This is a genomic window from Niveibacterium sp. 24ML (assembly GCF_026586805.1).
Taxonomy (GTDB): Bacteria; Pseudomonadota; Gammaproteobacteria; order Burkholderiales; family Rhodocyclaceae; genus Niveibacterium.
Genome location: NZ_JAPFHA010000025.1, coordinates 58,303 through 70,679 on the forward strand (window position 1 = coordinate 58,303; position 12,377 = coordinate 70,679).

The following is a 12,377-nucleotide window of genomic DNA, read 5'->3' on the forward strand; positions in this document are numbered from 1 at the left end:
AAGGTCTGAATAAGTGAGCGAGACGGATGCAGCGCAAGGCGCGGCGCGCGCAGCGACCAAGACATATCTGATAGATAGGCGCGGGAGTGAGCACGCCGTAACGCAGCGATGCGCCGTCGCAGCCACTTATTCAGACCTTCCCTAAGCCCGCCTACAGGCGCGCAAGTTGCGGATAGCGTTGCAGTAGCAAGCGCTTGACGCGCTCGGCGCGCTCGGCCTGCCCTGCATCACGTAGCGCACGCGCAAGGCTGCCCAGCACGCCGGCCGCCACATCGCCGGCGGCATCGCGCGCCACCAGCTTGAGCGCCAGCGCCTCTGCCGCATCGAAGGCGCCGCCGGCGATAAGCCCTTGCGCAAGCCGTGACCAGCCGGCATTCGACAAACGAACGCTCGCCGCAGCAGACCCCTGCAGTGCCTGCGCCAAGGCAAGCGCATCGACCGCACTGCCAGGCGTGGCCGCGCGCTCGATCAAGCGCACGGAAGCGTCCTGCAGCGCCGATTCGTCGCGCGTGAGCCGCGCCACGCGCAGGTACTCGGCAAGCAAGGCATCGTCGCCCGGGCGCAGTTCAACCAGACTGCGGTAGCGTTGCGCGGCCAGATCGAACTGCATCTGGGCAACATGGGCCACCGCGCGCTCATGCAACTGCGCGAAGGCGAGGTCGGCGTCGATCCGCTCGACGCTCTCTGCGGTGGCCCCCGCGCGGCGCCAGCGATAGGCCCCGGCGAGCAAGGCGCCGGCCACGAATCCACCGAAGTGGGCGAGGTAATTCACCTGCCCGTGCGGGTCGAACACGAAGCGCTGCAGCAGTTCATTGCCGATCCACACCGGCAGGATCGCGAGCGCCGGCCAGCGCACCGTGCCGAAGAAGAAAGCGAACCAGTAAAAGAAGCGGATGCGCCGCAGCCCGAACAAGACCAGATAGGCCGCCATCACCGCCGAGATGGCGCCCGAGGCACCGAGCCCATAGCCAACGCGATCCGCAGCAAAGAGCAGATCCGGCACCGCCGCCCCCACCCCGCCAAGCAGGTAAAGGCCAAGAAACACAAGCCCGCCAAGCGCCGCCTCAACCGTGTAACCGACGATGAACAGCACGGCCAGATTGCCCGCCAGGTGCATGATGTCGCCGTGCAGGAACATGTGGCTCAGCACGGTCGCAGGCGTCGGGGTGCCGGCATTGAGGCTCCACTTTTCAGTGAACACCTTTGCGCGCAGTGCCTCGTAACGCGTGCGTGCGCTGCGCCAGTCGGCATAGCGGGCGTCGGCCGGCGTGATGATCTGGCCGCCCTTGAGGCGCCGCATGAAATCGCGATCTGCCGACATGGTTTCGAGCACCCGCCGTGGATCGGTGCCGGCAAGCGCGCGCTCAAGCGAGTCGGCATCGACCGAGCGGCCACGCGTGCGCAGGTCCGCGATGAACGCCGGCAGCTCCAGATCGGGCAGCACCGAGTTCGCGTAGAACGAGATCGCGGCCGCATCGCGTTCCTCATCGCCGCCCTGCCCGACCACGAAAACGATCACGCACAAGAGCATCAGGCCCAGCGTGACAAGCGGCGGGCGCGACCAGTCGGGGCGTGCGGGCAGAGGCAGGATCAGCATGTTTGCAAACGAATGTTAGAAGTGGGCGGCTGGCGAGTATGAACGAAGAGGAGCCTGAATTATTGCGCAGGCTTGCTGCCTGAACGCACGTGATAATCCCTCACCCCCGACCACCAGAGCCGCACTTTTCTATGACTCAGAACTTTCGCGTCATCCTCACCGGCAACGTTTTGCCCGGCCACGATGCCGCCGCCGTGCGCGGTCGCATCGCCGAGGCCTTCCGCCTGACGCCGGCGCAACTGGACACCGTGTTCTCAGGCCGCCGCGTCGCCGTGAAGCGCGATGCCACACCCGGCGACGCGCAGCGCCTGGTGATGCGCATTCGCGAGCTGGGCCTGAGCGCCGAGATCGAGCCGATGCCCGCCCCGGCCGCGGTGATACGCGAACGCGAAGCAGCCGCCGCGGCCCCGGTGGCCACCGCCCCGGTACCGCCCCTGCCGCCGCTGATCAGCGACGCACCGCCGCCCGACGAGCTCTTCAGCCTCGCGGCGCCGTCACCCCAACCTGCGGCGACACCTGCGGCGCCAGCCCCATCCGTTGCCAGCACGGCGGCTGCGAACATCGACCCGGCGCCCGAGGAAGTCACCTGCCCGCAGTGCAGCGAGGTGCAGCCCAAGCGCACGCTCTGCCGTGCCTGCGGCACCGACATGCCGCGCCTGCGCGCAGCCCGCGAAGCGCTTGTGCGCGAGATGCGCGAGGCCCGTGAGAGCGGCCCCGGTGGCCCGCGCACCACCATGTCCGGTTTCGGCCCCTCGACCACCTATTCGACACGCGGTGGGCAAACAGTCATGTCGCGCAACGGGCCTGCCACCCGCTTCGCGGGCGATGGCGAAGACGCGCCGATTGCCGGCTTCGGCTTTTCCGGCCGCTTCAACCGCTCGACCTACATCGCGGCAAGCGTCTACTCGCTGGTGGCGATATTCCTCTTCGCACTGCTCGCGGCACTGGGCAAGCTTGCCTTGCTCAGCGTGGTCGGGATGTTGGTCGCCAGCATCTACAGCATCCGCTGCGTCGTCCTGCGCCTGCATGACATGGGGCGCACCGGCTGGCTCACGCTGCTGCTGTGCATCCCGGTGGTGAACTTCGTGATGACCCTGATCCTGCTGTTCGTGCGCGGCAACGACGGGCTCAACGACCACGGGCCAGAGCCCAGCGTTGGCGGCGCGAAACCGGTCTTGCTCTCCTTGGCCGTCCTGGCCGTCAGCGTCGGCCTGGTCATGAAGAGCATGCCCGGCTCGATGTCGGAACTGGCCCAGCAGTATGGCCAGGCGGAAGCCAGCACAGGCGACGAGCGCGCGCTACCCGATGTGAGCTATGCACCGGACAACCGCATCGTGATGTATTCGATGGCGGGCTGTGAGGACTGCGATGCCATGCGCGACTGGCTGCGAGCCGAAGGCCTGCGCTTCAGCGACTACGCCGTCGATAGCGATCAGGCCGCGGCAGACCAACTGAGCGAAAAGCTCGCCGGCATGGGCGGCGGCAACGTCCAGCTTCCGGTGATGGAAATCAACGGCAAGCTGATGCCCAACAACCCGAGCCCGGCGGCGGTGCGCGCCAAGCTCCGCACGCTCTGATCCGGGCGGCCCGGTCCGGCCTGCGGCGGGATCGGGTGACTCGTGCGTTCTTCGCGTGCGCAAATCCGATGCCATGGCGATAATCCGCACCAGATCAACGAAGGAGTCGCCATGTACACGAAACACCTGGGCCTGCCCGTCATCACGCTTGCCCTGCTGCTCAGCGGCTGCGGCAAGGTCGAAGAAAAGGCCACAGAAAAAGCCGCCGAAGCCGCAATTGAATCTGCAATGAACCAGAACGGCGCCAAGGATGCCAAAGTCGATCTGTCCAACAACGGCATCAGCGCCACAGTGACGGACGCAAACGGCAAGCAACAGAAGATCGAGCTCAACAACGCCAAGATCAGCGAGCAGGAAACCGGCGTTCCGTTCTACCCGGGGGCCACGCAGGTAGAAGGCGCCTCATCACGAGTCACAACCGCAGAAGGCGGCGCCGTAACCACTACCCTGAGCACCGCCGACGCACTTGAAAAGGTCGCTGCGTTCTATTCGCCGCAAATCAAGAAAATCGGCGCCGGCAAACAGGTGCTTGAATCGTCCGAGGGCGGCACGCAGACCTGGATGATCAACAGCAGCAACGGCAACGCCAGCGAAACCGTGATGGTCCAGGCCAAGCGCAATGGCGAGGCAACGGAAATCACGATCCACACCACCCGCACGAAGTGAAGCAGGCAGCGGTGGCGCCGCGCGCGCCGCCGCTGTTGGCCAGCCGCCTGATCAGCGTGCCGACTGCTGCTTGAGCGCGGCAATCACCTCGGCCGCGTGCTTGTCCGGATCGACCTTGAGCCAACTCTGGCGTAGCACGCCTTGCGGGTCGATCAGGAAGGTCTGCCGCTTGGCAAACTTAACCAGCGCCATGTTGGTGAGCGCACCATAGCGCTCGGCCACCGCACCATCGGCATCGGCCAGCAGCGGGAACGGCAGGCTGTACTTCTTCGCAAACGCCAAGTGTGAAGCGGTGTCGTCGACACTGACGCCCAAGACCTGCGCCCCCATCGCCTTGATCTGGCCATAGCCATCGCGGAAATTGCAGGCCTCTGTCGTGCAGCCCGGCGTGTCGTTCTTCGGGTAGAAGTACAGCACCAGCCACTTGCCGCGATAGTCCGCCAGCGCGTGCGGCTTGCCCTCCTGATCCGGCAGGCGGAACTCCGGCGCCGGCTTGCCCACTTCAGGCGTGGCCGCGGTCGCAACCCCCATCGCCATACCCACCATCACCAGCAGCCCGGCGGTAAATGCCACCGAGCGAATCTGCAGCCACTTCATGCTATTGCCCCCTCATCCAATGATTGCGACTACCCACTCCATCGTAAGCGCGAAAAGCGCGCCGCCCCGGCCCCGCATACCAACGCGCCCGAAACCATCGCAAGCGCGACCGCCTGCCGACTCCTGACCACCCCGCCGGACAAAGGTTTCACCCCGAAAGCCCCTCGCCCCCGCGTGCAGCCCGCGCCCCCGTTCAAACCCGAGTTGCGCAGCGCTGCCAAGCGCGGTCGCAATGGTACAATTCGCGCCCTCAACGCCACCGTAGTTCAATGGATAGAACGGCCGCCTCCTAAGCGGCAGATACAGGTTCGATTCCTGTCGGAGGCATGCCTCCCGATCGAGGGAGCGTAGACGAAGCCCGCCAAGCGCCAAGCTTGCGGGCTTTTCTTTGCCTGCTGCGCCAGTCCGCCAACGATGCCCCTCGAACTCGCCGGGGCATTTGAAGGTGATGTTGTTGTCGGCGATTTCGATCTGGCCTTGCCCGTCCTCTCGTCACGGAGACCCTCTCATCGACGGCGAATTCGAGCACGTCGAGTGGAAAGGCAGGGTAAGCCGGCCAGCGGCCAAGTGGGTGTCGCCACGGGCGCTGAGGCCGACGCTGTCGCCGCTCATTTGCATCAAGCTGGGGCGATGCGCCCTGCGGCCGCGCGTGGGTGGTGAGGAGCAGGCCTTCGCCGGCGCGCACGGTGGGCCAGGCATCGGCGGCGAGTTGAAAGCCTTCACCGCGACAGGCGCCGCGGCGGCCCTTAAGACCTAAGGAAGGTCTGAATAAGTGAGCACGCCGTAACGCAGCGATGCGCCGTCGCAGCCACTTATTCAGACCTTCCCTAAATCGATTCGAGCCTCGCGAGGTGGGCTCTGATCGCAGCCTTGCCGTCATCGTCCAGCGCTGCGGCCAGCGACGCATACCAGGCCTCGATCTGGGCGTGCGCCAAATTGGCGCGAAGAATGGGCAGCGACTTGTCCAGAAAGACCGACAGGAACGGCAGCCCGCGCGTCCACAGCAGGTGGGAATCGGTCGTCCCGCTGCCGCGGTAAGCAGCGGCCAGCCATTCAAGGTGCGGTATGAGGGCCTGCAGTTCCCCTGCCTGCTCCAGCGCGCTCATGTATGCAGTGCGCAGACGCGGCGGGGGCGTGTCGCCGCTCACGGCGTTGATCTCCAGCGCCTTGTCGAACCACGCTTGCCCACGCGTAAGTTCACCCCCCATCACCGAGGTCGTTGCGAGTTGAAGGGCGTTGTGCGCGCTGGGTTCAATCGCGAAGAGCTCATGAAACTGTTCGAACGCCGCGCCCCAATCCGATTGTCCGGAATACGCGAGGGCACAGATGCGGTACGCATCGGCTCTCACGGCGGGATCAGGGTGCTGGGTTTGCGCACGGGCCAGCGCAATCGCGGTGGCATGGTTTTCTGCCTCCAGTGCGGCAACTGCAGCGCGCAACTCTGGCGCCGTCGCATCATCCTGCCGCCGCGCATCCACGGAAGACTCGTCCGGAGTCGCGGTGATGGCGAAACGGGCAAGTACTGCAGCGTAGTCCTCGGGCGCGGTCTCCCAGGCAGCAATCAAGTCGCGCCTGAGGGATTTGATCTTGCCGTCATCGCCGCGCCGGTGCGCCACGATCTCGATGCCCAGCCAGCGGGCGGCAGCGTCCTCCTCTACCTTCCAGCCCTTGACATGTATCGTCCACCACTCGGCGCTGAGGGTAGCGGTGTGCAAGGTGCTTGCGTTGAGCATTTCGCACAGCGCACGCGGTCCGTGCGCCGCCAGGTGCGCTTCCAGGTCGCTGCTTCGTCCGCCTAACCAGTACAGCTCCCCGCCTTCCTCCTGTGTGGCCCAGCGCTTGGCCGATTCGCTGTAAGGCTTGCGGGCCTCGGCACGCGAGACTGCGGCCGCAAGGACAAGCAGCAAACCACTCTCCAGCATCCAGCAGACGACGCGCCACACTGAGGGTAACGCCTCGGCAGATGGCTCGACCGGGTCGTGCGCGAGTTGCCATAACATCCCGAGCGCTTCGAGCGGGCCGGCGTGCGCAAATGCCAGCCCATGCTCCAGCGACAACCCGCGAAATGTGACCAGCCAACGGATCCAGATAGCCAGCGCGCTCAGCGCTACCGCAACCGCGGTATTGACGCCGGGAGAACGCGAATGCCCGCGCCGCACGCCGCTCGCAATCGTTCCCGAAGCGAACGCAGCAAAGATCAAGAACGCCAGCGGCGCGAACCACCACGGCGGGTTCATTAGCATGACCAAGGCGTAGCCCCAGGAGATCAGGCAAAGCAAGGGCACCGCCAACGCGAGCGCACGGAGCAACCGTATGGGTGAAACGCGCCCTGAAGGTCGATAGCACTTCAGCGTCGCCTGGGCAGCGGTCGCCGGACACGGGTCAAGCGGGTCTTGCTGGTCTAAACCGGATTGCATCCTTGTTCCGCCTTGGTTGTGGTCCCGGATCAATGCGTGACAAGCACCCAATCGCACGGCCGCCCTTCGTATTCCGGCAAGCGCTCGCCCTGCTTCAGGGTGACACGCACGTCCAACCTGTCGCGCAAGGCCCAGACACCGGCCTTCTCCGCCAGATCGCCAGAATGCGCGACTAGCAGGTCGCTCTGCACACGGGTCTGTACCGGATCGGAAGCGACGGTTTCCCGGTCTTCCGGCCGAGCGAAGAGATACTCACGCTCCTCGTCAGGGATGGTGCCGTCGAGATACCGCGTATCCTCCCAAAGCAGGCGCCACACTGTCGGCCGACCCTCCATGCGGTAGCCGTCCTCTTCAAAACCAATAGTTGGTGCAGGGGAGCCGGCGTGCAGGTAGTTCATGCAGCCATCCAGTTCGAACTGACCGTCCTCGGGAACCTCAGGCTTCTTGAACAAGCCGACCAGCCCACCTGAGAACTTGACCTTCACCGGTTCCCAGATCCCGTAGCAGGGAATCGTGTCGCCCGTTTTAACCAGCGTCTCTTTGTCTGGCGTGGGCACCGGGGGGAAGTTGAGACCACTGTCGCGCAACTCACGAAAATCAGAACCTACTTCCGGCTCGATCTCTCCGCGGAACCAGCGCATGTCGTTCAGCGGCGCAGGCACATCAAGATGGCGCGCTTGCCATGCCGCACCGCCGTTACATGTCGCACGGATCAGGCGTTTGAAACGAACTTCAAACCCGGGCCAGTACTCGGTGTCCGCCAGCGGCAGGCCTTCGGCGATTCGCGCAATGCTGGTCTGCCAAGCCTCCACCGCCCTCATGGCCTCGCAGAAATAGCCCTGTCCGGTGCCATAGCCCATCCACTTGAAGGCCGAGCGGTCGCCCTTGCGCAGCTTCGCCAGCGCTTGCACGAACGCCGAATAGCCGGTCAGCAGCAAGCGCATTTCCGAGTCGTTCAGCGCGGGTTGCCCATCCAAAGGGTCGAGCGCGAGCGGCTGAATCCGCTTGCACTCGGCAATCCAGTCAGCGAAGTAGGGTTCGATCTTCGCGTAGGTCGTGTAGGCACTCTGCTGTTTGAGCCAGCGAAAGAGCACCGGCCGCTCTTGCTCAGTCGGTATTGCGTAGGCCAATTCAGTATGCTCCTCCACCGTGGTCTGGCCCCGGAAGACACGGCTGGCGCGGCGCGCGCTTGCTTAAGCGTGGCCTACCCGTATCAGCCTTGCTTGCTCACCCCTGATCCAGATCCCACTGCCAAATCGTGGCGCCGTAGTCGCTACCAAACTCCGGCATCACTTCACCCGCCGCGAACAGCCGACGCGAGTCCGCTTTGGCCGGCGTGCTCCACCAACCCGCTTGCGGGCAGGGCTGGTTGGCGGGGCAACGGAGCGAGGCAGCATCGCCGGTGTCAGGCTCCTGCTCTGTAGGCGGCAGGGGCACCATCCGGCCGGTCGGCTTAACCGGATGCCAGACGCATTCAACGATGTCGAACTCCTGCCACCCCGTTTCTTCGTCTTCGCTGATGACCGGATAGGCGGGCTGCATGATCTGGATGCCCTTGCGGGCAAAGGCCAGCGCCGCTTTACCCATACCGTCGGCAGGCACCCAGACGCCGGTCCAGGGCACGATCTCGCCTGTTTTGCAGGTAATGGATTTGTCAGGCGCGTATTCGGGAATCTCGAAGGGCCGAACCGGGTAGACCGCGCTCTCATAGAAACGCGCAATGTTGTCGCCGGGAATGCTCACATCGCGCGGCACGCAGATGCGCCAATCGAGCGCGCCCGTCTTGTATTCATCGTCTTTGAGGCGCTGGCTTTGCGTCAATGCATCGTTGAAGCGACCGCAGACACCCACCGCGAGATTCAACTGCCCCATCAGATCATCCACACCGGTGCTCATCCAGTTCATGTTGCCCTCGCGAAGGCCGCGTGGGATGTTCATGAGCGCCCCCCCCCAGCCGATCATTTCTCCGTACTCGCCCTGCACCAGCAGCGCCCGCGCGTTGGCAAAGGTTCGCAACAGGTCTTCCATGCGCCCGCCCCAGTAGGGCACCGGCGCATAGTCGGCGATAAAGGGGTGGGCTTGCGCTTGCGGGATCATGATGTTGACGGCCGCCTGCAGGTGGTCACGCGCACGGTCCATGGTCTCGGGTGAGGTGATCGTGTACCAGAGGTGCGCCTCGCGGCTGAGGTTGCGTTCCATGGTGTTCATTGGATGGCCGGATTGCATGCCCGTGTTTCTAACTTTGGTCGACATCCCATTGCCAGATCGTCGCACCATAGTCGCTGTCGAGGTCAGGCATCACCTCGCCTTGATTCAAATGACGGCGGGACTCAACCTTGGCGGGAGTGCTCCACCAGCCTGCTTGCGGGCACGGTTGGCCGGCTACGCAGCGCAACGGACCGTCGACGTCCTCCGCCTCTTCACGCTTGAACGGCCCAGGGAAGGGAATCATTCGCCCTGTCGGCTTCACCGGGTGCCATGCGCATTCAACAACGTCGTATTGCTCGTCGCCCGTGTCCTCATCTTCACGGATCAAGTGATAAGCCGGTTGCATGATCTGTATGCCCTGCCGAGCAAAAGCCAGCGCTGCTTTGCCCATACCGTCTGCCGGCACCCATACACCTGTCCAGGGAACAATTTGGCCCGTGGCGCATGAAACAGATTCGTCGGCTTTGTATTCCGGGATTTCTGATGGTCGTGGAACGAGCAGGGATTCCTCATAAAAACGGGCAATGTGGTCTCCAGGGATTCCTGCGTCTTCGGGAATCTCAAGTTTCCAGTCACTTGGATGAGCCTTAAACCCTTCACTGGAGTACCACTCACTCATCGTCACTGCGAAACCAAAATCACTGCACACGCTCAAAGCGGATTCCAGCGTACTCATAAACTCCCCCGCCTTGTCTTCCATCCATGCCATATTGCTTTCCTCGAAAACGCGTGGAGTGTTTTCAAGATAGCCCCCCCAGCGCAACATCTCTGAGTATTCCCCTTGCTCCATTAGAGCGCGGGCGTTGGCGTAGGTCCGCAGCAAATGCTCCAACCGCCCACCACCGCGGGGAACGGGCGGATAGTCGGCAATGAACGCGTGTTGCTTCACACTCTTTTCGAATTGATCAAAAGCGTCTTGCAAATGACTTCTGGCCCGATCCATGAATTCAGGAGAGGTGATCGAGTACCAGAGATGCGCCTCGCGGCTCAGATTGCGTTCCATCGTGTTCATTCCTTCATCGGGTTGGGCAGGCCAATCAATTCGTGCTGATCGTCGAAGTCCTTGAAACCCCAGCCGGTTTCAATCGGGCCTTCGATGCGCGGGTCATTGATCTTGGTGCGAACGCCATGTTTGTTCGCTTCTCCCGCTCCATCCTTGATAATGCCACCCTCCACCATGTCCGGAAATTGAACCTTCGTCGACGTATAGGAATCACCGATGGCGTTCTTCAATTGGTCGGGTTTTCCATCACGTGAAAGTGGATGCCACACCACCTGGTCAAGGCCTCCCTCCAGAAAGCCGTCTTCGGTCCTTTTGCCTGCATCATCGAGATACTGCATTGCAGTAGGCCCCTCCCAAACCGTGATCTCGCCATCGCGTGCTTTGTCGTACTTGAATTTGATATAGGTGCCGTTCTGGTTCCAGTGCGGCAGCACAGCAAGTCTGCTTCGCCAGATTTCACGGGCCTTTTCCGGATTCTTGTTGAGTTCGTCCCAGACTTTCTGAGTAACCCAGCAAGTGCTCAGGCTACCGCTGGTCGGGTCAACGATGCGGTATAGGGTTTCACCATCGTCGAGTTTTCTGGCGCGCATGCCCTTGGCAAAGCTCTTGATTTCCTTGTCGCCGAGTTCAGGCGCTCCCAGCTTTCGGCCGTTCTTGTAGTTGGTGCTGGCTCGGGTTGCCTTTGGACTCAGTTGTTTGAATTCCACTGGCTTTGTGGTTTTCACCCAACTCGGCTGATGCTTTTTGATTAGCCGCTGCGCCCCCGACTCTGATAGCGGCGCAATCCATCCCTTGTTCACCTGCTGGGTGTGCGCGATCCAGTGCATTTCATCCAACCGTTCGGCCAGGCGGCGCATCATCGCGCGTATCGGCTCCACGAACTTGTCGACCATTTCGTCGAACTTCTTCTGGATCGTCACGATGCCGTCGAACACGACCTTGATCTTCTTGCCGGCCGCCTCAGGAAGCAGCGGTTTGAGCGTGTTCAGGATCTCTTTCGCGTCTTGCGCGCGCTCGTTGAACTTGCTCTTGAGCGCGGCGGTGTCGATCTTGCCGGCGACCGTTTTGACCGTGCCGCCCACCCAATTCACCACGTCGGGCACGCGCCCGACTTTCGTGAGGTACTGCTGCACTTTGGGGTGGCGCAGGTACTGGATGATCTCGGGGAGCGCAGCGTCGAAAGCCTCGTCGAGCAAGTCCCTCATCCTGCTTGCTTTGGTCAGGTCATCGGCATGCTTGATCAGCGGGCGCAGCTTGACGAAGACGATCTTCACCACACCCTTCGCAACTGAGCCCAGCTCCGGAATGAACCCGACCAGAGTGAGCACCAGTGAGAACCAGGCCATGCCGCTGGTCGGAGCGCGTGCAATTGCGATGATGTTGGCGATCAGGTCGCGGATATCCATGATGGTGTCGACGCCGGGCACGAGGCACACCGCCGTGTCAAAACCTACCTGGCCGATCGAGCGATTGGGATTGAAGTCACCCTGTATGGCTTCCCACACCCAATTTGCCTTTTCCTTGGTGTCCTTGATCGTGGCATCCGCCTTGCCTTTGTATCGGCGGACGGCCTTGACGATATCGTCGAATGAAAATGACATGCTGTTCCGTTCTTGATGGCTTTGGGGCGAGCGCGAAACTCAAGTGCCGAGGTAGGACTTGATCGCCTTGGCGAGATCCGAAAGCGTGTAGGCGGGTGGGTCTTCCGCGCTGGGCGGGTTTTCGTACTCGACCTTGTGTTGTCCGCCTTTAGGGATGTTCTCGAGATGCGCGTAGCCGTTGGCGTCGAGCGTGCCGCGACGCTGCGAGCCATCGGCGAAGGTCACGGTGTAAGGCACGCCCTTGAGCGGCTCGGCTTCCCATCCGCGCAGTTCCAGATCAAGCCAGTTCTGCATCGGGCCCATGGCGCCCTCAGGCAGGTCGTTGAGCCGTGCCGCCGCACTCCCCCCACCCAAAAACGCATGACTCCCGCCCTTGACCTCGAACTTGCCGGGGCATTTGAAGGTGATGTTGCTGCCGGCGATTTCGATCTGGCTTTGGCCGGCGCCGAGCACGATCTTGTCTTGGGCGAGGATGTCGATGCCTTCGCTGCTGCTGGTGACGGTGACGGATTTGTCCGCGGCGAGTTCGAGGGCGTCGGTGTGGGCGCGCAGCGTCAGGGGGCCGGCGGCGGCGATGGCGGCCAAGTCCTGGCCGGCGGTGAAGAGGCTGATTTCGCGCGCGGCGGTGAGGCTTGCGCTGTGGCCGGCGGCCAGATGGGCGTCGCCGTGGGCGGTGAGGCTGGTGCTCTCGCCGCTCATCATCTGCAGGCT

At 63.1% G+C, this 12,377-nt stretch carries 11 protein-coding genes and 1 tRNA gene; 3 read left to right on the top strand and 9 right to left on the bottom strand.

What is annotated here, in order from left to right; translation table 11 throughout:
• Window positions 1-151: 151 nt before the first annotated feature.
• Window positions 152-1,597 carry a rhomboid family intramembrane serine protease gene (locus OPU71_RS18005; RefSeq protein ID WP_267729452.1) on the bottom strand — a complete coding sequence of 482 codons (1,446 nt, stop codon included), beginning with the start codon at window positions 1,595-1,597 and terminating at the stop codon, window positions 152-154.
• Window positions 1,598-1,728: 131 nt separating this feature from the next.
• Here OPU71_RS18005 and OPU71_RS18010 point away from each other — a divergent pair, with 131 nt between their 5' ends.
• Together OPU71_RS18010 and OPU71_RS18015 are read left to right on the top strand one after the other, a co-directional pair.
• Window positions 1,729-3,174 (top strand): DUF805 domain-containing protein, encoded by a 1,446-nt coding sequence (locus OPU71_RS18010; RefSeq protein ID WP_267729453.1) that lies wholly within the window; start codon window positions 1,729-1,731, stop codon window positions 3,172-3,174.
• A gap of 111 nt (window positions 3,175-3,285) precedes the next feature.
• Window positions 3,286-3,840 (top strand): hypothetical protein, encoded by a 555-nt coding sequence (locus tag OPU71_RS18015; protein ID WP_267729454.1) that lies wholly within the window; start codon window positions 3,286-3,288, stop codon window positions 3,838-3,840.
• A gap of 51 nt (window positions 3,841-3,891) precedes the next feature.
• On the opposite strand, the gene OPU71_RS18020 is transcribed toward OPU71_RS18015, so the two are convergent.
• Window positions 3,892-4,437, bottom strand: coding sequence for a peroxiredoxin (locus OPU71_RS18020; RefSeq protein ID WP_267729455.1), 546 nt, complete (start codon window positions 4,435-4,437; stop codon window positions 3,892-3,894).
• Between the two features lie 255 nt (window positions 4,438-4,692).
• On the opposite strand from OPU71_RS18020, the gene OPU71_RS18025 reads away from it, so the two are divergent.
• Window positions 4,693-4,764: transfer RNA gene (locus OPU71_RS18025), tRNA-Arg, on the top strand.
• Here OPU71_RS18025 and OPU71_RS21390 read toward each other — a convergent pair.
• From OPU71_RS21390 to OPU71_RS18060, 7 genes are all read right to left on the bottom strand, one after another.
• A complete protein-coding gene (locus OPU71_RS21390; RefSeq protein WP_420712399.1) occupies window positions 4,727-5,344 on the bottom strand; it encodes a type VI secretion system Vgr family protein in 618 nt (205 codons plus the stop codon). The two genes, OPU71_RS18025 and OPU71_RS21390, sit on opposite strands and share 38 nt — an antisense overlap.
• A complete protein-coding gene (locus OPU71_RS18035; RefSeq protein WP_267729457.1) occupies window positions 5,265-6,854 on the bottom strand; it encodes a hypothetical protein in 1,590 nt (529 codons plus the stop codon). The genes OPU71_RS21390 and OPU71_RS18035 overlap by 80 nt, the downstream gene beginning before the upstream one ends.
• A gap of 29 nt (window positions 6,855-6,883) precedes the next feature.
• Window positions 6,884-7,984, bottom strand: a complete 1,101-nt coding sequence (locus tag OPU71_RS18040; RefSeq protein WP_267729458.1) for an Imm72 family immunity protein — start codon at window positions 7,982-7,984, stop codon at window positions 6,884-6,886.
• A gap of 97 nt (window positions 7,985-8,081) precedes the next feature.
• A complete protein-coding gene (locus OPU71_RS18045) occupies window positions 8,082-9,053 on the bottom strand; it encodes a hypothetical protein (protein WP_267729459.1) in 972 nt (323 codons plus the stop codon).
• Between the two features lie 37 nt (window positions 9,054-9,090).
• Complete coding sequence (locus OPU71_RS18050; protein WP_267729460.1) at window positions 9,091-10,065, bottom strand: hypothetical protein; 975 nt, start codon at window positions 10,063-10,065, stop codon at window positions 9,091-9,093.
• A gap of 5 nt (window positions 10,066-10,070) precedes the next feature.
• Window positions 10,071-11,666 (bottom strand): hypothetical protein, encoded by a 1,596-nt coding sequence (locus OPU71_RS18055; protein ID WP_267729461.1) that lies wholly within the window; start codon window positions 11,664-11,666, stop codon window positions 10,071-10,073.
• A gap of 39 nt (window positions 11,667-11,705) precedes the next feature.
• The coding region (locus tag OPU71_RS18060) for a DUF2345 domain-containing protein (protein ID WP_267729462.1) at window positions 11,706-12,377 on the bottom strand (672 nt) is incomplete at its 5' end.

Coding starts and splice junctions, on each gene's coding strand:
- OPU71_RS18005 (WP_267729452.1), bottom strand. CDS start 1,597: ATGCTGATCCTGCCTCTGCCCGCACGCCCCGACTGGTCGCGCCCGCCG.
- OPU71_RS18010 (WP_267729453.1), top strand. CDS start 1,729: ATGACTCAGAACTTTCGCGTCATCCTCACCGGCAACGTTTTGCCCGGC.
- OPU71_RS18015 (WP_267729454.1), top strand. CDS start 3,286: ATGTACACGAAACACCTGGGCCTGCCCGTCATCACGCTTGCCCTGCTG.
- OPU71_RS18020 (WP_267729455.1), bottom strand. CDS start 4,437: ATGAAGTGGCTGCAGATTCGCTCGGTGGCATTTACCGCCGGGCTGCTG.
- OPU71_RS21390 (WP_420712399.1), bottom strand. CDS start 5,344: ATGCGTCGCTGGCCGCAGCGCTGGACGATGACGGCAAGGCTGCGATCA.
- OPU71_RS18035 (WP_267729457.1), bottom strand. CDS start 6,854: ATGCAATCCGGTTTAGACCAGCAAGACCCGCTTGACCCGTGTCCGGCG.
- OPU71_RS18045 (WP_267729459.1), bottom strand. CDS start 9,053: ATGGAACGCAACCTCAGCCGCGAGGCGCACCTCTGGTACACGATCACC.
- OPU71_RS18050 (WP_267729460.1), bottom strand. CDS start 10,065: ATGGAACGCAATCTGAGCCGCGAGGCGCATCTCTGGTACTCGATCACC.
- OPU71_RS18055 (WP_267729461.1), bottom strand. CDS start 11,666: ATGTCATTTTCATTCGACGATATCGTCAAGGCCGTCCGCCGATACAAA.